Genomic DNA, 22,607 nt, shown 5'->3' with positions numbered 1-22,607 from the left:
ATGGATGCCATAAAAAAAGCCTCACGAAATGTGAGGCTTTATATCTATTAAAAATACCTTTCGGTTATACTCAAGGTAATATTTTAAATTTATTAATTGTTCAACGCTTCCGCTCCTCCAACAATCTCAAGGATTTCATTAGTAATAGCTGCTTGACGTGCTTTATTGTAAGTTAACTTAAGCTGGTCTCTTAACTCTGTTGCGTTATCTGTTGCTTTATGCATTGCTGTCATACGTGCACCATGTTCGCTAGCAAAGCTATCTCTTATTCCTTTAAACAACTGAGTTTTTAATGATTTAGGTATTAATTGCTCAACGATTTCAATTTTTGATGGTTCAAAAATATAATCTGAATTGTTATCAGCTTCGCCTTCAATAGGAACAATTGGTAAAAACTGCTCAGTCATTACAATTTGCGTAGCGGCATTTTTAAACTTGTTGTAAACAATTTCGATTTTATCGAACTCTCCTGTAACAAATTTTCCCATTAGCATTTCAGCTATTTCAGAAACATTATCAAAAGTTAAATCATCGAAAACTTCACTTTTGTTAGCAATAACTCTATTTTGCTTTGCAAAAGCATCATTTGCTTTTTTTCCTATTGCAACTACAGAAACTTTTTTATCTGCATACACATTGCTTATTAAGTGCTGTGTTTGCTTAATAATGTTAGAATTAAACGCTCCACATAAACCTCTATTAGAAGTAATAGGAACAATTAAAACGTTTTTTACCTCACGTTGCGTTGAGAATTTACTTCCTGAATCTGCATCTAAAGTGGCGCTTAAACTTTGTAAAAGCTCAGTTAATTTATCTGCATAAGGACGCATTGCGGTAATAGCATCTTGTGCCTTCTTTAGCTTTGCAGCAGATACCATTTTCATGGCACTGGTAATCTGCATCGTTGAAGATACTGATGATATTCTGTTACGTATTTCTTTTAAATTTGCCATTCTTTATTTTATAAAGACTCTTCGCAATAAGCAAAAAGTGACATTAGTTTAATAATTAAGCTCTGTATTTACCTGATAAATCTTTTGCTACAGCTGTTAATGTATCTGTAACCTCATCAGTTAATTTACCTGCTTTTAAAGTGTCTAAAACACCTCTATGTTTTGCGTTTAAGAATTCAATGAAATCTCTTTCAAATTCTTTTACTTTTTCAACAGGTACGTCTCTTAATAAATTTTTAGACCCTGCATAAATAATAGCAACTTGATCTTCAACTGTAAACGGATCGTTTTGTGCTTGTTTTAAAATTTCAACGTTACGTTTTCCTTTTTCAATTACATTTAAAGTTACAGCATCTAAATCTGAACCAAACTTTGCGAATGCTTCTAATTCACGAAATTGTGCTTGGTCTAATTTTAAAGTACCTGCTACTTTTTTCATTGATTTAATCTGCGCATTACCACCAACACGAGATACCGAAATACCTACGTTAATTGCCGGACGTACACCAGAGTTGAATAAATCTCCATCTAAGAAAATTTGTCCATCTGTAATCGAAATTACGTTTGTTGGAATATATGCAGAAACATCACCCGCTTGCGTTTCAATAATTGGTAACGCCGTTAACGAACCGCCACCTTTCACTAATGGTTTTAATGAATCTGGTAAATCGTTCATATCTTTAGCGATACTATCATCATTAATAACTTTTGCAGAACGCTCTAATAATCTAGAGTGTAAATAGAAAACGTCACCTGGATACGCCTCACGTCCTGGTGGACGACGTAATAATAAAGATACCTCACGGTAAGCTACGGCTTGTTTAGATAAATCATCATAGATAATTAAAGCTGGACGACCAGTATCTCTAAAGTATTCACCAATTGCAGCTCCTGCGAAAGGTGCATATACTTGCATTGGAGCAGGATCTGATGCATTTGCAGCAACAATAGTTGTATAAGCTAAAGCACCTTTTTCTTCTAATGTTTTAGCAATTAGCGCTACAGTTGATGCTTTTTGACCAACGGCAACATATATACAATATACAGGTTCTCCTGCATCGTAAAATTCTTTTTGATTTAAAATGGTATCAATACATACAGCGGTTTTACCAGTTTGTCTATCTCCAATAACCAGCTCACGTTGACCACGACCTACAGGAATCATCGCATCGATAGATTTAATACCTGTTTGTAATGGCTCTGTTACTGGCTCACGGAAAATAACACCAGGTGCTTTACGTTCTAATGGCATTTCGTAAGTTTTACCAGAGATTGGTCCTTTACCATCAATAGGACTACCTAATGTATCAACAACACGACCAACAATACCTTCACCAACATTAATAGAAGCGATACGTCCAGTACGTTTTACTGTAGAGCCTTCAACCACTGCTATAGAGTGTCCTAGTAATACGATACCAACATTGTCTTCTTCTAGGTTAAGTACTATACCTTCAAGACCGCCATCAAATTCTACTAACTCACCATATTGAGCGTTAGACAATCCGTAAGCACGTACAATACCATCACCTACTGTTAATACTGTTCCTACCTCGTCTAATGAAGCCGATGCTTCAAAACCCGAAAGTTGTTGTTTTAAGATTGCTGAAATTTCAGCTGGTTTTACTTCTGCCATTTTATTTTAATTTAAAGTAAATTCTCTTTTTAACTTATTTAATTTGTTTGCTATACTAGCATTGTATTGTTTATCTCCTACACGTAAAATGAAGCCTCCTAAAATATTTTCATCTACAATATTTTTAACTTCAACATCTTTTCCTGTAAGTTCTTTCGCTTTTGCTAAAACCTTAACTTTTAAATCATCTGTTAAGGGAATTGCAGTTGTTACTTGTGCAATTTGAACACCTTTTAACTCATCATACAAACGGTTATAACTAGCTGCTACATCATTTAAAAGTGCTAATCTCCTGTTTGTAATTAGGGTGTCTATCATAGTAGTTGTCATTGCATTTGAGTCTTTAAAAACTTTAAGCAATGCAACCTTTTTATTGGATGATTTAACTACAGGGCTTTGAAGCATGTTGTTTAAGTCTTTATTGCCTGCAATAGTTTTAGCAATTAACTTCATATCATTATTTACAGCCTCAGCTATATTTTTATCTGATGCTAAACTTAAAACCGCTTTTGCGTAACGTAATGCTGCTCTTGCTCCCGCCATTATTTCTTAGTTTAATTTTGCTTCACCTAACATAGACTCAACTAATTCTAATTGTTTGTCTTTATTAGATAATTCTTGACGTACTACTTTTTCTGCAATGTCTAATGATAAACCTGCGACATGATTTTTAAGCTCCGCCATAGCAGATTTCTTTTCGCTTTCAATAGCAGCTTGTGCTTGCTCAATCATTTTGTTGGCTTGTGCTTGTGCTTCATCTTTAGCATCAGTAATCATTTTTGCTTTTATATCGCGTGCTTCTTTAAGCATTGCTTCACGTTCTGCACGAGCTTCTTTTAAAATACGCTCATTATCTGCATGAAGATTCTCCATCTCTTTACGCGCCTCTTCTGCAGATGCTAAAGCATTCTTAATTCCATCTTCTCTTTCTTCAACTGCTCCTAAAATAGGTTTCCAAGCAAATTTTCTTAAAATGAATAGCAATACTAAAAATGTAATTGCTGTCCAAAAAACCAATCCAAATTGAGGTGTAATTAAATCCATTTCTTTTTTGTTTTAAATAACTTAAATTTTAAAAAATACTGAAGTAACCAACCGTTACTTCAGTATTCTTAGGTTTTTATCCTTGTAAGAAAGCAACAACAACACCAAATAGTGCTACTGCCTCTACGAAGGCTGCTAAAATTAATGCAGAAGATTGAATCTTTCCGTGCATCTCTGGTTGACGAGCCATAGCTTCCATAGCCGATCCACCAATTTTACCAATACCAACTCCAGCTCCAATAGCTGCTAAACCAGCTCCAATAGCTGCAATTCCAGTAATAGTCATAATATAAAATTTAAATTAATTAATGATGTTCTTCTTCTGTTGCCATACCAAAATAAAGGGCTGACAATATTGTAAATATATATGCTTGTATTGCTGTAACAATAATTTCAATAACTGTAATAAACAATGAGAATGCTACAGATACTGGTGCAATTGCAACAGACTTAAATACAAATATTAATGACATTAATGCTAATATAATAACGTGTCCTGCTGTGATGTTAGCAAACAAACGAATCATTAACGAGATTGGTTTTACAAACATCCCGATAATTTCTATTGGCATTAAAAATATTTTCATTGGTACAGGAACACCAGGCATCCAAAAGATATGTTTCCAGTAATTCTTGTTACCACTAAATGTTGTGATTATAAAAGTAAATACCGCTAATGTACATGTAAATGCAATGTTACCACTTAAGTTAGCGCCATTTAAAATTGGGATTAAACCAAATATATTATTTATCCAGATAAAGAAAAAGATGGTTAACAAGTAAGGCATGTACCTTTTATATTTATGCTCACCAATCATTGGCTTGCCTATTTCATCTCTAACAAATATTACAAGAGGCTCTATAAATCCTGCTATACCTGTTGGTACATTATCTTCAGATTTTTTATAACGTCTTGCTGTTGCAAAAAAGATTAATAATAAAACAATTACCGAAACCCACATCATAAACACATTTCGGGTAATTGAAATATTTAATGGCTTAGAGGCATTTATTGGATGATGTTCTGCATCAAAACTAACAGCACTAACTCCTGCTTCTAATTGATATATTTTTTCGTGAAATTTTACGAACTTACCTCCATTCTTTTCAACAACAATTTTACCTGAATCGTCATGATGAAACTCACTAGACATAAACGTTGTTAAACCATTGTCTGTCCAAAGTATAATTGGTAATGGAATAGATATTGGCTTTCCTTTCCAGTCAAAAAGATGAAACTCATGTGCATCTTTTACGTGATGCAAAATCATTTCTTTGGCATTGAACTCTTTGTCGTCTTTGTTGTCTGAATCTTCTGTTGCATATCCAGCAAATGATATTGCTAAAAATAATGCAGAAAATAATACGTTCTTAAAGGTGTTTAATGTCATTCTGTATCGCTTAAAAATACCTTACTTTAAATTCGGTGCAAATGTACACACATAAAATGAATTGACAAATAATAATTTAATGATTATTTAGCTGTGGTTTTTTAAGTGAGTTAAGTTTATTGATTCGTTACTTTTTTTGAAGAATTCTAGTTACAGAATACACTTCAAATGCAAGAAAAATAAAATAAGGAATAAAGAAATTGGCAAGGTCATATCCTTTTTGTTCTGGTTTGGATAAAATCCATGGCAACAAGAATACAACTGTTAATATCATTTTTAAAAGCATTCCCAGTATAAAAGCATTAAATACTTCTGTTTTACCAACAGACTCTCGGTAATTAATTATAGTATAGATTATAATAACTGTAACTAAATGAAACATATAGATGTGCCACAATGGAAAAAATAATATAACGCCTTTAGTAAAATGAAAGTTTAAGTAAGTGTGAATTCCAAATAATAAAACACTTAAAGCAATGAGCTGAATAAGAAAGTTAGACGTTCTCTTTTTAAAAAGTTTATTCATTTTATTGTTCTTCTTTTGAAGTTGCAATAATACGCCTAATTATATATATTATTGACATAATCACTGAAGACAATGTGCTAAAAAGTGTGAATAAATTATGCTTATTAGGATAGTTTTCATCTAACTTATACCCTATAAAAGTGCCAACACCAATAATAGCAAACATTTGAATGGCAAGACCTGAGAATCGAGCGTAAGTATTAAGCTGTCTTTTCGGTTTCTGACTGTGTTTTTGGTTGTTGCTGTCCACTTTTATTCATTTCTTTTACAGTGCCTTTCATAATACAGGTCACATTAAATGTTGCCCCTGGTTCAACCGCAAGTTTTCCAACAATTACTTCGCCTTCAATATGCGCTGCTGTTTTTAATGTAAGTGTGCCAGATAACGATAGCTTTCCTGAAAACTTACCTTCAAAATAAGCATCGGTTCCTTGCAAGGTTCCTTTTATAAAACCTGCTTTACCTACAACTACTTTTCCGGTGGTTTTTATATTACCTTCTATAATCCCATCTACTCTAAAATCGCCTTCGCTATTAAAGTCTCCTACAATTTTAGTGCCTTGAGATATAATATTTTGACTCGATGTTCCTTCTACCATGTTTTTATCTTTTTTATTATCAGAGAACATAATGTTATTAATTTTAATTATTACTGATGTTTAAATACGTGTCCAAATTTTTATGAATCTGGACGATTTGATAATTTGCAGATGATATTGCAAAATAAGGTTCGGTTATTTTTCGGCTATCTTCTTTGGTTAATAATTGGTCGAATGTTTTAGCAACTTGAGCATTTTTTAAACCATGAATAATAACGAATGTAGTGTTTGGGTTATAAACATCAACTGATGTTTTTAAAGCGTAATATTTTATGTTTTCTAAAACAGTATCTAAAGTTTTTTTGAAAGCTTCTATGTTATCAGAATTTGAGTTTTCAAATTTATAAATCACTTTAAAGTTGGTTGAAACATCGTCGATTTCTTCAACAAAATCAGTACTTGCTATTTTTGGTAAAACCTCAGACTCTATCTTTTGTGCTTGCAGACCTTCTGGTGTGTTAGCAAATGTAATGGCTACATAATTAATGGCTTTTTTATAAGCATCGTAACCAAATAACCTACCTATTGCCGTGGCTTTTAAAAGTTCAAATTTTGAAACTATGGGATCACCATCAAACGCATTTATATAAGTTTCGCATTTAGATATTACTTCTTCGTATTCTTGATTTTTATGCTGAGCGTATACGTTTTCATATACATTTTCAGGGCTATTCTCATCTTTTAAGCTAGCTAAATCTAGATTGTTTAAAATGGTAGCGTAGCGCGATTCTGGATAGTTTGTAATAATCTCATTTTTAGCAATGGAAGCTTCATCACCTTCCCCTAGTAATTCATAAATCTTATATAGATTATACTTTGACGGCACTATCAATCGTTCTTCTGGATTACTGTTTAGTAAGTTTTGAAATTTGCTTTTTGCTAAATGGTATTCTTTAAACTTCTCTTTGTAAATGAGTCCTAGTTGATAATATGCAAAATTGCGATCTTTTGAAATACTATCAATTACTTTCCCTTCGGAAGGAATTTTAGAAATGTAATACTCCGGATCGAACCGTTCTTCATCCGATGCGGAAGCTACTATACTAATGTCTGATACAGAATTTCCTGTACCTGAAATTGTTTTGTTAGACCATCTCCAATTATCTTCTAACGTTCTGTTGCCCCAAATTTTAATAAACTCATTTTTTCCATACGCCACTGTAGTGGGGTTATAAAAATAAAATAAAGTAGCTTGATTTGGTGTAGCATTATTTTGTGCTTGTCCTCCAATTTTATTATTAATCGTTGCTAAGCCTGTGTTGCGTTCTGCAGCTTCGGCTTTTTCCTTTTCTTCTTCGGCTTTAACTTTTAAAGTTTCAACAAACGACTCAAAATATTCTAATCTTTCCGTTTCAGATAAGTTTACTAATTGTAAAACACTGTCGTTTACACGAGCTACGTTTTCATAATAGATAACATCTTCTAAATTGTCTCGCTTCCTTTTAATAATACGATATGGTTTAGAGTTTAATAGCAAATTTGTCATCGTACTATCGTAATAATTACCAGCGATTTCATATCTAGAGGTATCAAAACTCATATCGCCAAGGGTTTGATAATTTTTAGCTCTTAACAATTTATCTTGCGAATTGGTACGCAACGATTTATTATAATAAGCCACTGCTAAAGAATCTGATTGATTGTTTAAATGATACTCGCCAATTTGATGATAAATCTTATCTAAATACGGTCTGTTTTCTCTATTTTCTTCAAGTTCATTAAGATGTTCTAAAAGCGCTATTTTATCTTCAGTTTTATAATCGAAATTTTTAATTTTTTCGATATGTGCACTTATCATGTAAATTCGAGGCGTTTTTCTATTGAGTTCAATAACCTTATCAAATGCTATATTAGCACTGTCTTTATAACCTAATGTGTTATAGAGTTGTCCTTGAATAAAACGATAACGTCCTCGTTCGTCATTATTTTTTGTAGCGTTGGCAGCAATTTCTATTTGTGTAATAGCACTATCTACAGATTTGGTGTTTAAATACGCTTGTGCTAATATAGAAGTAGCATCGGCTAAATCTTGATCATCCAGCTCTTCTTCGTCCAATAAGCGTTTTAATTTTTTTATAGCAATTTCGTTATTATCTAAACGGATATTGGCTTTTTCACGCCAAATTTTAACTTGATTTATTTTATCACTGGTAGGATATTTATTAAGAATATTATTAAACGCCGCCAATGCCGGTACAAAACGCTGATCGAAATAACGCGCCTTTCCCAACAATAAATACGCCTCGTCTATTTGCGGATTTTTCTCTTTGCCTTCAATACTTATACTGTGTTTTTGAATAGCTTTTACCGCTTTTTCTTCGGCTCTATTAAAATTTTCGTTTTTAGATTGCCCAGGTAGTACAACCTCTTCTTGGATTTGCATACGCTCGATAGGAAGAATGTCCCAATAATTATCGGCATAACTTTCGTTTAGGGTTTTTCTGCCTTCCTCTAATGCTAAATAGCCATTGTAAAGGGTATTAAATTCGGTAGTAACTGCGTGGTAATTTCTAGTAAGGAAGGTGTTTTTTTTTCTGGAACAACCTGTTACTAAAATAGCAGAAAATATTATGAATAATATGGGTTTTATAAATCCTTTCAATGCTAGTTTTTTAATCTAATAAATAACTTAAAAGTACAGTTATTATTATTCGATATCGTAAAAATAAGCATCTTTTTGGATTTAGCTATAAAAATCAATTGGCTTTTAAACTGCCTCAGTTCCCGAAAAATGTGCTTCAAGTTCTTTTAAAGTGGCTTCACTTGTTGCTAAATCTTTAACTATTTCACCTTTTTCAAGCACTACAATACGTTCGCAAACATCGGTTACATGCATTAAATCGTGACTGGAAATTAATACCGTAACCCCTTGCTTTTCGGCTAAATCTTTAATAATGCCTTTTAATCGAATTTGTGTTGTGGGGTCCAAGTTTGCAAAAGGTTCATCTAAAATAATAACTTCGGGGTTACCAATAAGCGCAGCGACTATACCTGCCTTTTTTTGGTTTCCTTTACTTAAATCTCGTAAATATTTTTTTTGACCCAGAATTTCTCCGTGAAAAAAATCTTCAAATTGGCTTACCAACCTATTAACATCGGCTCTGTTTTGTCCGCGTAATTCACCAATAAAATAAAAATATTCTTCAGCCGTTAAATAACCAATTAAAAAGCTTTCATCAATAAAAGCTGAGGTGAACGGTTTCCAATCTTCACTTTCATTTACCTTAATATTGTTGTTTTCAATATATCCGGTTGTGGGCTGAATTAAATCTAAAAGCAAACTAAAATACGTGGTTTTTCCCGCACCATTATTCCCTACCAATCCAAAGCTTTGTCCTTTAGGAATGTCTAAGTTTTCTATATTTAAAACAATATTGTTGCTGTATTTTTTTGAAAGATTTGATGTTGTAATCATAATGTTTTCTTTTAGTTGTCTTGATCAAAAGCATTGATCATTTTATATTTTGATTCTAAGTATTTCTTAGTAATTATTTTCATTAGTTTTTGGTGAAACACAATACCTGTTAGACCTAATATGGCTAGTATTAAACAAGCGATTTCAAAGCCTGTTAAAAAGTAAAACAGTGCAAATAAACCCATTGGCAATAGTAGCAACGGAATACCAATTAACCATTGTACCGCACCCGTGCCTTGGTAATTAAAGGCTGCTTTTTGGCTTAAATCTATTTTCTTTCGGTTAAAAGAACCACCATATAAAATTACATGTGTGTTAACGCCTATATTATAAATAGCAGCCGCAAAATGCGCTAGTAAAATTTTCCATCCAAAATACACGTACGGAATTCCTAATACAAATAAAACAACTACACTTACTGCCATTAAAGTGAACTTAGATTTTAAATATTGCTCATACTTAATATTTTGGCTCATAAGGAGTTTGTAATAACCGCTATCCCAAGCTGGTATAAACTGCCCAAAATTGATTAAGAAGATTCCTGTTGAAAACACCCCGATAAACATAAAAAACCAAGGCATGTTTTGATACGTTGGTTGCGGATAAAAAAACAAACCATATAACAAGCCAATTAACACTAAAAATGCTGACGATTTAGTGCGTTTATTTCTCCAAATCAGTTTTAAATCTAACTGCAGAAAAGGTGCTATATCTCCAAAGTTTTTAGTCCACTCAAGATTTGAAGCGTTTACCTCTTTCACTTTTGTTTTTAATCCGCTATCTAAGAACAGTTTTTGCTTTAAAATTTTAAAATTATATACATATAACCCAATTAAAATTAAAATTGGAATGATTAATAAAATCGGGTTTTTAGTAATTGCCGTTACACCATTTGAAAGTAACTCAGTTATATTTAAAATATTAAAATGATTTAATGCAAAAAGAGAGCCTACAAAAACAATAATTGGCAAAAAGGAAAGCTCTGTTTTAGCAGATAAACTTTCAATAATAAAATTCAAAAAATTGTTGATTAGCGTAATTAACACAATAACAAACATCCAAATTAAAACGGTTGATGTGTTGTAATCGTTTGCTATTAATTTAAGCCCAAAAGGAACTATAGCGAATAGTGGTAAAAAATTTATGAATGATAGTGCTGATTTTCTTAAAACAAAATTAACTACAGATTTTCGTTTTATTGGAAGTGTTAGTAGTGGCTTAACACTCATAACTGGTAATTTTTGAAAAAAGAACCTAATAAGTAAATCTCCTATTATCCAAAAAAACAAAAGACCGTTAAAAGCAACTATTGGGTCTAAATCTGGATATACCTTATTTAAGATTTTATCCATAAAAAAGCCCATTATAAGAAACATAACCATAAAATATAAAGCCATAAAGCTCATGAATATTTTAATAGCAATGCTTTTCCCAAGGCTAGCCGATCTAAAAAAGGACTTCCATTCTAAATTTATAAAATGCTTAATCATATTTTTGGTTAGTTTTATTTTTAAATTTAGTTCAATCGGTTAGTAAACGTTTTAACGCAATTGTTACAAATAAAGTTAAAATTTAAAAACCAACTTCACTATTTTTGTCAAAAATTTATTTATGTCATCATTTTATAAACTCTCCATAAAAGAAATAAAAAGAGAAACTAGTAAAGCCATAAGCATTAGTTTTAACATTCCTGAAAATTTAAACGATACTTTTGCTTTTAAAGCTGGACAGTATATTACCCTAAAAACAGAAATTGACGGACACGAAGTGCGTCGCGATTATTCACTTTGTTCTTCGCCTAAAAGTGGTGAGATAAAGGTTGCCGTAAAAGAAGTTAAAGACGGTACTTTTTCTGCTTATGCTAACAACACATTACAAATTGGTGATACTTTAGACGTTGCTCCCCCAAAAGGACGCTTTGTTTTCGAGCCTAACGATTCTAAAACCAAAAACATAGCAGCATTTGCTGCAGGAAGCGGTATAACACCTATTTTAAGCATTATTAAATGTGCTTTAGAAGAAGAAGTTTTAAGTAAAGTTATTTTAGTTTTTGGTAATAAAACTACTGAAGACACCATGTTTTTAAATGAACTATTAGAACTTCAACATCAATATAAAGATCGTTTTTCTATTCAATTTGTATTTAGTCAAGCTGATGAAGACGATGCTATTTTTGGTCGCATTGAAAAAAGCACGGTTAACTACGTCATGAAAAATAAGCACAAACATATTGATGTTGATGCTTATTATTTATGTGGGCCAGAAGCCATGATTCATATGGTAAAAGATGTTTTAACTGAACATGATATTGATGAAAACCGTATTCATTTTGAACTTTTTAAAGCGGCGAAACCTGCTGAAATTGAAGAAGATGTTACTCCTAGCGGAAAAACCAAAATAACCGTTGTAGTTGATGATGAAACAACAACTTTCGAAATGTCTGCCAAACAAACCGTACTTGAAGCGGCTCTAGATGAAGATTTAGATGCGCCATATTCTTGTCAAGGTGGTATTTGCAGCAGTTGTATTGCTCGTATTACAGAAGGTGAAGCGACGATGAGGCAAAATAATATTTTAACAGAAAGTGAAGTTGCCGAAGGCTTAATTTTAACTTGTCAAGCACATCCAACAACGCCAACACTTGTTATTGATTATGATGATGTCTAGAAAAAGACGCTAAACTTTAGATCGCTTCGCTGTTAGATAATAGATACAATTTTATTAACTATAGTTTCTGGAGTAATACTTCGTGAAGCTTCTTTGTAATATTCTGGGTATTTATTCCCGTAAATTGAGGTTGGTATTTTAGGATATTGATTTCTATCGGCAAGCAATGCATAATCCTCGGGTTGATTAAATGGCGCAAAACCAGCAAATGGATGTGTAACACCCCAAATAGTAACTACTTTTACACCTAACATAGCAGCAATATGCGCATTCCCAGAATCCATAGAAAGCATCACATCTAGGTTTGAAATTATGTCCATTTCTTCATCAAGCGTTAATTTTCCTGAAATATTGATAACATTGTTAAATTCATTTTCAAAACCATTTAATAAATCTATTTCATGAGTTCCACCACCAAATAAAATCACTTTATAATCTTTTGAAAGGATTTCAATAACTTGTTTCATTAAATCTAAAGGATACATCTTTCCTTCGTGAGCCGCAAAAGGAGCAATCCCAATTCTTTTTTTAGAATCTTCACCTAAAATTAATTGGAGGTTTTGATTTAAATCTGCTTTTTTAGGAAATGTTGGTTTGGTTAAATCTAAAGGAAAACCCAATGTTTGAAAAACATCGGCGTAGCGTTGATGTGTAGTTTTAAGTTGTTTGAATGCTTTTCCAGAAGTTAAAAGACGTTTTTCTTTTCTGCCTTTATCAACGGAAACAAAGCGCTTGCACCGAATAAACTTTTTTAAAATTTTGCTTCTTAAAACATTATGTAAATCGGCAATAGCATAAAAATGATTGTCTCTGTTAAGTTGTCTCGCTAATTTGTAAAGCCCGAAAACGCCTTTATGTTTTTCTTTAACCTCAACTGGAAAAACAGTAACATTCTGTAAACCTCTAAAAAAAGGTGCGAAAAAGGGTTTTGTTAAAACGGTTATTTTAACATCGGGATGTTGTTGTGATAAAGCACACAAAATAGGAACCGTCATAGCGACATCGCCCATAGCAGAGAGACGAATAACTAGGATATCTTTTGATGGTTTTGGCATAACCTTTCCGTCTTTCAATTTTTAATAAATTGAAATCCAACTTTCCTTTAAAAGAAAAATAATAATCTTATAACTTATTTCTGCGAACGCAATACAGGATTTAACTCATCATCATTGTACATCTTCATTTGCTTGTAAACCTTCATGTATTTATCACCTTTTTCAATGTCGCTTAAAAGTGTATCGATGGCTGTAGATAAATCTACACGTTGTTCTAATAAAACATTTAACTTTGTTTGGCAAGCTGCTCTATGCGAATCAGAAGCATCCGTTCTTGTCGCTTCTTCATTCATATGATATACTTTCAATGCTAAAATAGATAACCTATCAACACCCCAAGCTGGACTTTCGGTGTTAATAGTAGCATCACTTTTTACCGTAACATCTTTATATTTTTCGAGAAAATAGCTATCAATATATTCCACCATATCGGTTCTATCTTGATTTGATGCATCAATTTGTCGTTTTAAAGTTAAAGCTGCAACAGGATCAATTTGTGGGTCGCGAATAATGTCTTCGTAATGCCATTGCACCGTATCAATCCAACATTTTCTGTATAATAAATGTTCTAACAAATTTGTGTCTTTGTTATAAACATTAATAAAAGGTTGGTCTACCGTGTTAATTACATGATATTTTTCTATAACGTCTTGAAAAATTTTATTGGCTTTACTTGTAAACATAATGTGTTAATTTTAAAGTGTAAATATACTTCTAAATAATTAACTTTACTATTTCAAAATAACAAAAAACCAAGATGCACATTCATAATTTATCTCAACAAAACTCTGTTTTAAATACGTTTATTTCTGAAATACGAGGCGTTACTATTCAAAAAGACAGCATGCGTTTTAGACGAAATATTGAGCGTATTGGAGAAGTTTTAGGGTACGAAATGAGTAAATCTTTAAGTTTTAAAAATTCGGAAATTAAAACACCTCTTGCGAGTTGCTCTATGGATTTATTAGAGAATGATATTGTTTTATGTTCTATTTTAAGAGCTGGTGTACCACTACACAATGGCTTACTTAATTATTTTGATACCGCTGAAAATGCATTTATTTCGGCATATAGACATCATAAGGAAAACCCTGAAAGTTTTGAAATTATTGTAGAGTATTTAGCCTGTCCAGATTTAGAAAATAAAACCTTAATTCTTGCCGATCCTATGCTGGCAACTGGTCAATCTATGGTGGCTACTTTTGAAGCTTTAAAACCTTTTGGTATACCTAAAGAGGTACATTTAGTTAGTGTTATTGGAGCTCAAGAAGGTGTTGATTATGTTAATAAAACATTCAATAAAAAAACACATTTATGGATTGCTGCTATAGATGAAACTTTAAATGATAAAGGCTATATTATCCCTGGACTTGGTGACGCAGGCGATTTGGCTTTTGGTAAAAAGCTACAACAATAGCATTACAAAAGGAACTACAATTATAACCGAAAGAAACAACTCTTTAAACCATTTTTCTTCTATAATTTCAATGTAATTAGCTATTATAATGGCTAAAGGCGCAAACAAAAATAAAAACTCGCTGCCATTTTTATTTGGTGCAAATACTATAATTAAAAAACCTATGAGTACTGCAAATAAAACCACGTAATATGATGGTCTGAAAGCTTTCTTTTTTTGTTTAATATTTTTTATATAGAAAATTGATGCCCACATTCCGAAAGAAAATAGCATCGTTATTATTACTACATATTGCATCAAGTTATAGTCACTAAAATTGTAACTTACTTCTGGTAAACTACTAAATATTCCAAAAAAACTATCGTGCCAAATTATAGAAATACTAATTGAAATTAAAAAAACAGTTAATAATCCTGTAAACGGAATCAACCAATGTCTAATACTATTATCAGTATATAAAAGCAATGTGATAATAATAAGTACAAAAAATAATATAGCCCAAAAGTAAAATAGTGCTGCAATACCAAACCAAAAAGCAGCATCAAATAGTTTTTTATTGACATTTATTTGAGAGCGCAAACTTATAATTCGTCTATAACCAAGTAACACAAAAAAGTTAGCAAAAATAATATCTGGGTTATTTACCGTTTGCGGAAGTGCTAATAAAAACAAGCTATACAGTACAATTTCGTAATTGCTTTTTTGCGTTAAACTGTTTTTATCAACAATAAAGCTAAGCGCCAAAATAGACACGTAGCTAACAAAGAACAAAAGTGTGTTTTTTAAAAAAAATGAAGCGGTAATAGGCACTTCTACATGCTTTAAATAAAATACAATAAAAGCCAATAGCGTAATAAAAAAAACAATCGTGAAATTTATTGGCTTAGATTTATTAAAAATGCTTGTAATCATTAACTCTTTTTGTATTTTTGTAACGTAAATATACTAACTATATATTCGGTTATAAAATAATATAATACACATGAAAGATTTCTTTTACGCTATACAAGATTTATTTGTTGATGTGCTTTTTGCGCCTTACGATGCTTTAAGAATGTTAGAACTTGATAACTGGTTTGCAGCAAACATAGTATCTTGGCTATTCTTAATCATAGGTTTTATTGCTATGGTTTATTGGATGGGGCAACTTAGAATTTTTGATAATAACAACGAAGAAGATAAAAGCATTTCTTCGCACTCGTATCTATAAATCGAAACCAATATCTTTACGATAATACATCTTATCAAAATGTAGTTTTTCTATACTTTGGTAAGATTTTTTTATGGCTTCTTTATATGTATTTCCATAAGAAGTTATAGCCATTACACGTCCGCCAGAGGTTACTATGTTTCCATTTTTCAATTGTGAGCCTGCATGAAATGGTATCGATTCAGTAATGTTTTTAACACCAGAAATTTCTTTTCCTTTTTCGTAAGCCTCAGGGTAACCACCAGATACTAACATAATAGTTGTTGCTGCACGCTCATCAATTTCTATATCAATCTTATCTAATGTGCCATTAGACATGGCTTGAAGTATTTCAACAAAATCATTTTTCAATCTTGGTAGTACTACTTCCGTTTCTGGGTCGCCCATTCTAACATTATATTCAATAACTTTAGGGTCGTCTCCAACTTTAATAAGTCCAATAAATACAAAACCTACATACGGTAAGTTGTCTTTTTTAAAACCATTGATGGTTGGTTTAACTATGCGTTCTTCAATTTTATTAAGAAATTCATCTGTAGCAAAAGGCACTGGAGAAACTGCTCCCATACCACCAGTATTTAGCCCTGTATCGCCTTCGCCAATACGTTTATAATCTTTAGCGGTTGGTAAAATTTTATAGTTTTCACCATCGGTTAATACAAAACAACTTAACTCTATACCGTCTAAAAACTCTTCTATAACTACTTTTGTACTCGCTTCGCCAAATTTGGCATCAACCAGCATGCTTTTTAATTCGGCTTTTGCTTCATCTAGATCATTAAGAATTACAACGCCTTTGCCGGCCGCTAATCCATCTGCTTTTAAAACGTAGGGAGGCTTTAATCTTTCTAAAAAAACATACCCTTTGTCTAATGAATCTTTTGTAAAACTCTCGTAAGCTGCCGTTGGAATATTATGACGATATAAAAACTCTTTTGCAAATTCTTTACTACCTTCTAATTCGGCAGCTTCTTTTTGTGGTCCAATAACTGAAACTTGTTTTAAACTGTCATCATTTAAAAAGAAATCGTGTACACCTTTTACCAATGGATCTTCTGGTCCAACCACAACCATATCTATATTTTTATCTAAAACCAAGGTTTTAATAGCTTCAAAATCGGTTACTCCAATATTTACATTAGTTGCAATTTCTGCTGTTCCAGAATTTCCTGGAGCTACATAAAGATCTTTACATAAAGGACTTTGAGCAATTTTCCAAGCAAAAGTGTGTTCTCTTCCGCCAGAACCCAATACTAAAATATTCATTGTGGTGTAGTTTTTTATAATGCGCAAAAATAAAACTAATGCTACGAATACACGAATATTTTTTATTTACTTTACAAAAATTATCTTTTTCTTTTGAAATTATTTGATCTTTCATTAAAACTAAAAGGCTTCCCAATAAAAGAAGCCAAAAGGCATTTAAAGTCTATTCAAAATAAAAATGATAAAGACTTCGAATCTTACCTAGAAACTAAAAAACAAGATATTGTTGCTTATCACTTAAAGCATAATGGGTTTTATAAAGTCTTTGCAAAACAAGCTAGTCCTAAAGATTGGAATAGTATTCCTGTAATGACAAAACACGATTTGCAACACCCTTTACAATCGCTTTTGTCTGATGGTTTTACAACAAACAATATTTATATTGATAAAACATCTGGAGCTTCTGGAACACCATTTATCTTTTCTAAAGATAAGTTTTGCCATGCCTTAACTTGGGCAGTAATTCAAGATCGATTTGGTTGGTATAACATTGATTTTAACGCCTCAAAGCAGGCTAGGCTTTATGGAATTCCATTAGATAGAAAAGGGTATTATACTGAAAAATTAAAAGATTTTATAAGTAATAGATCGCGGTTTAATGTATTTGATTTAAGTGATACAGCTTTTGATAATTGGTTAACAAAATTAAAAACTAAACAGTTAGAATACATTAATGGATATACGAGCCCAATCGTGCAGTTTGCTAAATATTTACAACGCAAAAACATAATACTTAATACCGTTTGCAAATCTTTAAGGGTTTGTATTGTAACCTCAGAAATGCTTTTTGAAAATGACAAACATCTCATGGAAGTTCAATTTGGTGTACCTGTTATTAATGAATATGGAGCTTCTGAACTGGATTTAATCGCATTTCAAAACCCAAATAACACATGGCAAGTTAATAGTGAAACCCTTTTTGTTGAAGTTTTAGATAATGAAAACAATGTATTGCCTTTAGGCGAAGAAGGACGGCTAGTAATCACATCACTTTATAATAAATCGCAGCCATTTATACGTTACGATATTGGCGATATTGGTGTGCTTTCAAAAAACAGTACGCTCAAAAAACCCATTCTTGAAAAACTAGTAGGCAGAACAAATGATATTGCTATTTTACCTAGCGGAAAAAAGGCAGCAGGACTTACTTTTTACTATATTACCAAAAGTATCATAGAAGGTGATGGACATGTAAAAGAGTTTATAATTAAGCAAATAAAACTAGATACGTTTAAAATTATTTATGTAAGTGATAAAACTCTTTCAAAAGAAAAGGAAACTATAATTAAAGCTGAAATGGAACATTATCTTGAAAAAGGATTGCATATACTTTTTGAAAAACAAGACTATTTACAACGCTCTAAAAGTGGTAAGCTTAAACAGTTTTCATCATTAATACCAAAAAACCAATGAAGATAACTATTATCGCTGGTGCACGCCCTAACTTTATGAAAATAGCCCCGATAATTGACGCTATAAAGAAAAAGAAGTCTGAAGGCTTCGATATTAATTATAGATTGGTTCATACTGGGCAGCATTATGATAAGAATTTAAGCGATACTTTTTTTGAAGAGTTAAACATTCCTTTTCCTAATTTGAATTTAGAAGTAAAAAGCGGAACACAAGCACAACAAACTGCTGCTATAATGATTGCTTTTGAAAAAGAATTACAACAAAATCCCTGCGATTTAGTAATGGTTGTTGGCGATGTTACCTCAACTATGGCCTGTACTATTGTTGCTAAAAAAGAAGGTATAAAAGTAGCACATGTTGAGGCTGGCATTCGATCTGGAGATATGCATATGCCTGAAGAAATTAATAGAATTGTAACCGATAGTTTAACTGATTATTTTTTTACAACCTCTACTTACGCTAATAATAACTTGCTGCAATTGGGGGTCTCAAAAGACAGCATTTTTTTCGTTGGAAATGTTATGATTGATACATTACGAAAACACGAAAACAGATTAAAACAATCTAATATTTGGAATAATTTAAAATTAAAGAAAAAACAATATTTGGTAATGACGCTCCATAGACCAAGTAATGTTGATGAAGAATATCAATTAAAAACTCTAATTACACAAATAGTTACATTAGGGAAAGACCTTCCAATCATCTTTCCTGTTCATCCTAGAACCAAAAAGTTACTACAAGGGCTTAATTTGAATTTTGAAAATCTTCACTATGTTGAACCTTTAGGCTATTTAGAATTTAATTATTTAGTTAAAAACGCATTTGCAGTTTTAACAGATTCTGGTGGAATAACCGAAGAAACCACCGTTATGAATGTCCCTTGTATAACGCTTCGCGATTCTACTGAACGTCCAGAAACTTGCGAAATAGGAACTAATGTTTTGGTTGGAAACAACCCTATAAAAATTGAAGCTGCTTTTAAAAATTTACTCTCTGGAGATTGGAAAAAAAGTAAAATCCCTGAGCTTTGGGATGGAAAAGCTGCCGAACGAATCATTAATCATTTGGTTGAAATTTATAGGCTATAAATGAAAGATATTCTAATAATAACCAATTACTATCCTCCTGAAACTGGTGCTGCTGCAAATAGAATATTTCATTTAACCGAAGGACTACAAAAACATCATTTTAAGGTATCAGTAATTACGCCATTACCTAACTATCCAACAGGAAAAATATTCAAAGGTTATAAAGATAAGCTTAAGCATATTTCAACAGAAAAAGGTGTTAAAATATTCAGATTATGGATTTATGCTAGCAACTCAAAAAATAAACTATTACGTTTATTTGCTATGCTTTCATATAGTTTTAGTTTAGTATGGTTTTTTCTATGGAATAAAATTCCGAAAACTATAATTATTCAATCACCGCCTTTATTAGTAGCTTTTACTAGCGTGCTTTTTTTACGTTCTAAAAAGCGTAAACTCATTTTAAATGTTAGCGATTTATGGCCTATCGCTGGTTTAGAATTAGGAGCTTTAAAAAAGAATTTTAGCTATAAAATACTTGAAAAGATTGAGCGATTTAACTATAAAAATGCTGATTTAATATTAGGGCAAAGTGAAGAAATTTTAAGTCATATAAAATCACTATTCCCAGAAAAGGATACTTTTTTATATAGAAATTATCCAAATTTTGAGCCTGTTAATATTATGCATAAAGAAAAAACCAAAGAAAAATTAACAATAGTATATGCAGGGTTACTGGGTGTTGCTCAAGGCATTTATAAGCTCATACAGCATTTAGATTATACTCATATCGAGTTTCATATTTATGGTAATGGCGCAGAACAAGAAAAGATTAAAACTTTTATTAACAATAACCCAAACTCGCCTATTTACTACCATGGTGAAATGTCTAGAAATAAACTTCACAAAGCTCTATTACAATACGATGTGACCATTATTCCTTTGTTAAACAGGATTTATGGGTCGGTGCCATCAAAAATATTTGAGTATGCACGATTGGGGCTGTCCATAATTTATTTTGGTGGGGGAGAAGGTGAAACAATTATTAAAGATAATCAGTTAGGATGGATTGCCAAGTCTGGTAATTATAATGATTTGAATAAAGTAATTGCAGAGGTTAAATCGTTTCATATAGATTTTGAATTAAAGCAGAAAATTAAAAAAACGGCTCTTAGAAACTTTGATTTAAATATTCAAATAAATGATTTGATTAAAAAAATTTAGTATGCCTTTTCTTCGCCTTTTAAAGCATTTAAAAACGTTTGAATAATAATTTTAATATCTAAAAGTAATGACCAGTTTTCTATATAAAAAATATCATATTTTACTCTATTAATAATATCTTTATCTTTTTCTATTTCTCCTCTAAACCCACTTACTTGCGCTAAACCCGTGATTCCTGGTTTCACGAAATGGCGAACCATAAACTTATCAACTTTTTGTGCGTATATGTTAGTATGACTAACCATATGAGGTCGAGGACCTACAACAGACATATCACCAAATAGCACATTAAAAAATTGAGGCAACTCATCTATACTTGTTTTTCGAATAAACTTACCTATTTTAGTTATTCGTTGATCTCCTTTTGTTACTTGATGTAAATGAGCCTCTTTATTTGGAGTCATAGACCTAAATTTGTAACAATCAAATTCCTCATAATTAAACCCATTCCGTGATTGTTTAAAAAACACAGGGCCTTTAGATTCTAACTTTATTAAAATCGCTAAAATAGGTGTTAACCATGATAATATAAACACAATAATAAATGAAGAAAACAAGATATCAAATAATCGTTTTAAAAATTTATTTAAAGATTCTTGAAGCGGAATAGACCTAATGGATAAAATTGGAATATAATCATAGTACTCGTATTTAAGTTTTTTAGTAAAAATATCTTTATTATCAGGGATAAACTTTAGTTCTCTTAAATTGTTATCAGCAAAATCAATTAAACGATTAATTTGTTGATTAGATAATTCTGCTATAGAAAAATATATTTCGTCTATATCATTATTAATAATATAATTAAAACATTCTTTTAACGAAAATTCATCTTTACTAACATTAAACTGCTTCATAAACTTGTACCCAAAATCAAGTCTACTATTAAACGTTTTAATTAATTGACGGGTTTTTTCATTTTTACCAATAACAATAACATTTCTTGTATTTCCTCTTAAAACAGATCTGTATCTTTTAAGCAAAAGAAAGGTTAAAATTTTAACAACAGAAATTAGTACAAAAACTGTTGCCAAATAATTTGCTAGCCCCAACCTGCTTATATTTGGTTGTTTAAAAACACCTATATAGGTGTAAAGAATTACAGAAAAAAAAAGCATCTGAGTAATTAAAAGCGGTATAATTTGGATTATTCTAGTGTGCCTCTGGACTTCGTAAAAATGGTTTTTAAAAGAAATTACAATCCAAAGCAATGATAAATAGCCAACAAAAAGATAAATATTTGTAATGTTTAATTTAAATAAAAAAACAGTAGCAATTATTATACTTAAATCTATAAAACCAAATAATGGTTTCATTAAATTTGAATATCTACCTTGTCTATAATTCACTTTATTTTTTTATATGATTTTTAAAATCTTTATGTTCGCTTTTATACAACTCTTCTTTTGATAGGGATTTAAAATAATCATAAGTTGTTTTCATGCCTTCTGCTCTTCCCGTTTTTGGTTCCCAATTTAATAACTTCTTTGCCAAGGTAATGTCTGGTTGACGTTGCATAGGGTCATCTACAGGCAAATCCTTATAAACTACTTTTTGTGCTGTTCCTGTTAGTTTAATTATTTCTTCAGCAAAATCTTTAATTGTTATTTCATTAGGGTTTCCAATGTTAACTGGGTAAGCGTAATCACTTAACAGCAACCTGTATATGCCTTCTACTTGATCATCTACATAGCAAAACGAACGGGTTTGCATACCATCTCCAAAAATAGTTAAATCTTCTCCTCTTAAAGCTTGCCCCA

At 31.5% G+C, this 22,607-nt stretch carries 24 protein-coding genes; 6 read left to right on the top strand and 18 right to left on the bottom strand.

The annotated features are described in order from the left end of the window. Positions 1-92 precede the first annotated feature (92 nt). The 12 genes from atpG to AADI82_RS04785 form a co-directional block, all read right to left on the bottom strand. On the bottom strand, positions 93-953 hold the full coding sequence (atpG, locus tag AADI82_RS04840; protein WP_341215325.1) for an ATP synthase F1 subunit gamma: 861 nt from the start codon (positions 951-953) through the stop codon (positions 93-95). Between the two features lie 55 nt (positions 954-1,008). Continuing rightward, the gene (gene atpA, locus AADI82_RS04835) at positions 1,009-2,589 is read right to left on the bottom strand and encodes a F0F1 ATP synthase subunit alpha (protein WP_341215324.1); all 1,581 of its coding nucleotides are present in this window, start codon (positions 2,587-2,589) and stop codon (positions 1,009-1,011) included. A 6-nt stretch (positions 2,590-2,595) separates the two neighbouring features. Then, complete coding sequence (gene atpH, locus AADI82_RS04830) at positions 2,596-3,132, bottom strand: ATP synthase F1 subunit delta (RefSeq protein WP_341215323.1); 537 nt, start codon at positions 3,130-3,132, stop codon at positions 2,596-2,598. Positions 3,133-3,138: 6 nt separating this feature from the next. Then, positions 3,139-3,633: a F0F1 ATP synthase subunit B gene (locus tag AADI82_RS04825; protein ID WP_034042293.1), complete on the bottom strand. Its 495-nt coding sequence runs from the start codon at positions 3,631-3,633 to the stop codon at positions 3,139-3,141. A gap of 76 nt (positions 3,634-3,709) precedes the next feature. Further along, positions 3,710-3,919, bottom strand: coding sequence for an ATP synthase F0 subunit C (gene atpE / locus AADI82_RS04820; protein WP_034042296.1), 210 nt, complete (start codon positions 3,917-3,919; stop codon positions 3,710-3,712). Between the two features lie 19 nt (positions 3,920-3,938). Further along, complete coding sequence (gene atpB, locus AADI82_RS04815) at positions 3,939-5,024, bottom strand: F0F1 ATP synthase subunit A (RefSeq protein WP_341215322.1); 1,086 nt, start codon at positions 5,022-5,024, stop codon at positions 3,939-3,941. 127 nt (positions 5,025-5,151) lie between these two features. After that, positions 5,152-5,550, bottom strand: coding sequence for a hypothetical protein (locus AADI82_RS04810; RefSeq protein WP_341215321.1), 399 nt, complete (start codon positions 5,548-5,550; stop codon positions 5,152-5,154). A gap of 1 nt (position 5,551) precedes the next feature. After that, on the bottom strand, positions 5,552-5,800 hold the full coding sequence (locus AADI82_RS04805) for an AtpZ/AtpI family protein (protein ID WP_341215320.1): 249 nt from the start codon (positions 5,798-5,800) through the stop codon (positions 5,552-5,554). Then, positions 5,751-6,179 carry a polymer-forming cytoskeletal protein gene (locus AADI82_RS04800; RefSeq protein WP_034042304.1) on the bottom strand — a complete coding sequence of 143 codons (429 nt, stop codon included), beginning with the start codon at positions 6,177-6,179 and terminating at the stop codon, positions 5,751-5,753. Before AADI82_RS04800 ends, AADI82_RS04805 begins: the two co-directional genes overlap by 50 nt. A gap of 13 nt (positions 6,180-6,192) precedes the next feature. After that, positions 6,193-8,751, bottom strand: coding sequence for a tetratricopeptide repeat protein (locus tag AADI82_RS04795; RefSeq protein ID WP_341215319.1), 2,559 nt, complete (start codon positions 8,749-8,751; stop codon positions 6,193-6,195). A 105-nt stretch (positions 8,752-8,856) separates the two neighbouring features. Continuing rightward, entirely contained in the window at positions 8,857-9,564 is a 708-nt protein-coding gene (locus AADI82_RS04790) for an ABC transporter ATP-binding protein (RefSeq protein ID WP_341215318.1), read from the bottom strand. Between the two features lie 11 nt (positions 9,565-9,575). Next, on the bottom strand, positions 9,576-11,054 hold the full coding sequence (locus tag AADI82_RS04785; protein WP_341215317.1) for a DUF5687 family protein: 1,479 nt from the start codon (positions 11,052-11,054) through the stop codon (positions 9,576-9,578). A gap of 121 nt (positions 11,055-11,175) precedes the next feature. Here AADI82_RS04785 and AADI82_RS04780 point away from each other — a divergent pair, with 121 nt between their 5' ends. Further along, on the top strand, positions 11,176-12,231 hold the full coding sequence (locus tag AADI82_RS04780; protein ID WP_341215316.1) for a ferredoxin--NADP reductase: 1,056 nt from the start codon (positions 11,176-11,178) through the stop codon (positions 12,229-12,231). Between the two features lie 32 nt (positions 12,232-12,263). On the opposite strand, the gene AADI82_RS04775 is transcribed toward AADI82_RS04780, so the two are convergent. Further along, the gene (locus AADI82_RS04775; RefSeq protein ID WP_341215326.1) at positions 12,264-13,241 is read right to left on the bottom strand and encodes a glycosyltransferase family 9 protein; all 978 of its coding nucleotides are present in this window, start codon (positions 13,239-13,241) and stop codon (positions 12,264-12,266) included. Between the two features lie 119 nt (positions 13,242-13,360). Further along, positions 13,361-13,969: a DUF4254 domain-containing protein gene (locus AADI82_RS04770; protein WP_341215315.1), complete on the bottom strand. Its 609-nt coding sequence runs from the start codon at positions 13,967-13,969 to the stop codon at positions 13,361-13,363. Positions 13,970-14,043: 74 nt separating this feature from the next. On the opposite strand from AADI82_RS04770, the gene upp reads away from it, so the two are divergent. Beyond that, entirely contained in the window at positions 14,044-14,703 is a 660-nt protein-coding gene (gene upp, locus AADI82_RS04765; protein ID WP_341215314.1) for a uracil phosphoribosyltransferase, read from the top strand. Here upp and AADI82_RS04760 read toward each other — a convergent pair. After that, positions 14,692-15,615: a DUF6427 family protein gene (locus AADI82_RS04760; protein WP_341215313.1), complete on the bottom strand. Its 924-nt coding sequence runs from the start codon at positions 15,613-15,615 to the stop codon at positions 14,692-14,694. The genes upp and AADI82_RS04760 overlap by 12 nt on opposite strands. Positions 15,616-15,685: 70 nt before the next feature. Between AADI82_RS04760 and AADI82_RS04755 the strand changes: the two genes are divergently transcribed. Beyond that, the gene (locus tag AADI82_RS04755; protein ID WP_341215312.1) at positions 15,686-15,913 is read left to right on the top strand and encodes a uracil phosphoribosyltransferase; all 228 of its coding nucleotides are present in this window, start codon (positions 15,686-15,688) and stop codon (positions 15,911-15,913) included. On the opposite strand, the gene purD is transcribed toward AADI82_RS04755, so the two are convergent. Continuing rightward, positions 15,908-17,179, bottom strand: coding sequence for a phosphoribosylamine--glycine ligase (gene purD / locus AADI82_RS04750; RefSeq protein ID WP_341215311.1), 1,272 nt, complete (start codon positions 17,177-17,179; stop codon positions 15,908-15,910). The genes AADI82_RS04755 and purD overlap by 6 nt on opposite strands. A 93-nt stretch (positions 17,180-17,272) precedes the next feature. Between purD and AADI82_RS04745 the strand changes: the two genes are divergently transcribed. Genes AADI82_RS04745 through AADI82_RS04735 form a run of 3 tightly spaced genes read left to right on the top strand, consistent with a single transcriptional unit; the run spans position 17,273 to position 20,847 of the window. After that, a complete protein-coding gene (locus AADI82_RS04745; RefSeq protein ID WP_341215310.1) occupies positions 17,273-18,592 on the top strand; it encodes a phenylacetate--CoA ligase family protein in 1,320 nt (439 codons plus the stop codon). After that, the gene (gene wecB, locus AADI82_RS04740; protein WP_341215309.1) at positions 18,589-19,683 is read left to right on the top strand and encodes a UDP-N-acetylglucosamine 2-epimerase (non-hydrolyzing); all 1,095 of its coding nucleotides are present in this window, start codon (positions 18,589-18,591) and stop codon (positions 19,681-19,683) included. Before AADI82_RS04745 ends, wecB begins: the two co-directional genes overlap by 4 nt. Next, positions 19,684-20,847 (top strand): glycosyltransferase family 4 protein, encoded by a 1,164-nt coding sequence (locus tag AADI82_RS04735; protein ID WP_341215308.1) that lies wholly within the window; start codon positions 19,684-19,686, stop codon positions 20,845-20,847. It begins immediately after the preceding gene. Here the strand turns inward: AADI82_RS04735 and AADI82_RS04730 are convergent. Next, positions 20,844-22,196 (bottom strand): undecaprenyl-phosphate glucose phosphotransferase, encoded by a 1,353-nt coding sequence (locus AADI82_RS04730; RefSeq protein WP_341215307.1) that lies wholly within the window; start codon positions 22,194-22,196, stop codon positions 20,844-20,846. The two genes, AADI82_RS04735 and AADI82_RS04730, sit on opposite strands and share 4 nt — an antisense overlap. A 1-nt stretch (position 22,197) precedes the next feature. Next, positions 22,198-22,607: GDP-mannose 4,6-dehydratase (locus AADI82_RS04725; RefSeq protein ID WP_341215306.1), on the bottom strand; the 410-nt coding region annotated here is incomplete at its 5' end.

Origin of the sequence: uncultured Wocania sp., from assembly GCF_964021735.1 — a bacterium.
Classification (GTDB): Bacteria; Bacteroidota; Bacteroidia; order Flavobacteriales; family Flavobacteriaceae; genus Wocania_A.
The sequence above is the reverse complement of the archived record's forward strand: the minus strand, read 5'-3'. Positions and strand labels throughout refer to the sequence as shown.

What these genes read in the sequence shown, in the direction of transcription:
- atpA (WP_341215324.1), bottom strand. Translation starts at nt 2,589, where the DNA reads ATGGCAGAAGTAAAACCAGCTGAAATTTCAGCAATCTTAAAACAACAA.
- atpB (WP_341215322.1), bottom strand. Translation starts at nt 5,024, where the DNA reads ATGACATTAAACACCTTTAAGAACGTATTATTTTCTGCATTATTTTTA.
- AADI82_RS04735 (WP_341215308.1), top strand. Translation starts at nt 19,684, where the DNA reads ATGAAAGATATTCTAATAATAACCAATTACTATCCTCCTGAAACTGGT.
- AADI82_RS04810 (WP_341215321.1), bottom strand. Translation starts at nt 5,550, where the DNA reads ATGAATAAACTTTTTAAAAAGAGAACGTCTAACTTTCTTATTCAGCTC.
- AADI82_RS04760 (WP_341215313.1), bottom strand. Translation starts at nt 15,615, where the DNA reads ATGATTACAAGCATTTTTAATAAATCTAAGCCAATAAATTTCACGATT.
- AADI82_RS04770 (WP_341215315.1), bottom strand. Translation starts at nt 13,969, where the DNA reads ATGTTTACAAGTAAAGCCAATAAAATTTTTCAAGACGTTATAGAAAAA.
- upp (WP_341215314.1), top strand. Translation starts at nt 14,044, where the DNA reads ATGCACATTCATAATTTATCTCAACAAAACTCTGTTTTAAATACGTTT.
- atpG (WP_341215325.1), bottom strand. Translation starts at nt 953, where the DNA reads ATGGCAAATTTAAAAGAAATACGTAACAGAATATCATCAGTATCTTCA.
- AADI82_RS04775 (WP_341215326.1), bottom strand. Translation starts at nt 13,241, where the DNA reads ATGGGCGATGTCGCTATGACGGTTCCTATTTTGTGTGCTTTATCACAA.
- wecB (WP_341215309.1), top strand. Translation starts at nt 18,589, where the DNA reads ATGAAGATAACTATTATCGCTGGTGCACGCCCTAACTTTATGAAAATA.
- AADI82_RS04755 (WP_341215312.1), top strand. Translation starts at nt 15,686, where the DNA reads ATGAAAGATTTCTTTTACGCTATACAAGATTTATTTGTTGATGTGCTT.
- AADI82_RS04790 (WP_341215318.1), bottom strand. Translation starts at nt 9,564, where the DNA reads ATGATTACAACATCAAATCTTTCAAAAAAATACAGCAACAATATTGTT.
- purD (WP_341215311.1), bottom strand. Translation starts at nt 17,179, where the DNA reads ATGAATATTTTAGTATTGGGTTCTGGCGGAAGAGAACACACTTTTGCT.
- atpH (WP_341215323.1), bottom strand. Translation starts at nt 3,132, where the DNA reads ATGGCGGGAGCAAGAGCAGCATTACGTTACGCAAAAGCGGTTTTAAGT.
- AADI82_RS04825 (WP_034042293.1), bottom strand. Translation starts at nt 3,633, where the DNA reads ATGGATTTAATTACACCTCAATTTGGATTGGTTTTTTGGACAGCAATT.
- atpE (WP_034042296.1), bottom strand. Translation starts at nt 3,919, where the DNA reads ATGACTATTACTGGAATTGCAGCTATTGGAGCTGGTTTAGCAGCTATT.
- AADI82_RS04780 (WP_341215316.1), top strand. Translation starts at nt 11,176, where the DNA reads ATGTCATCATTTTATAAACTCTCCATAAAAGAAATAAAAAGAGAAACT.
- AADI82_RS04800 (WP_034042304.1), bottom strand. Translation starts at nt 6,179, where the DNA reads ATGTTCTCTGATAATAAAAAAGATAAAAACATGGTAGAAGGAACATCG.
- AADI82_RS04785 (WP_341215317.1), bottom strand. Translation starts at nt 11,054, where the DNA reads ATGATTAAGCATTTTATAAATTTAGAATGGAAGTCCTTTTTTAGATCG.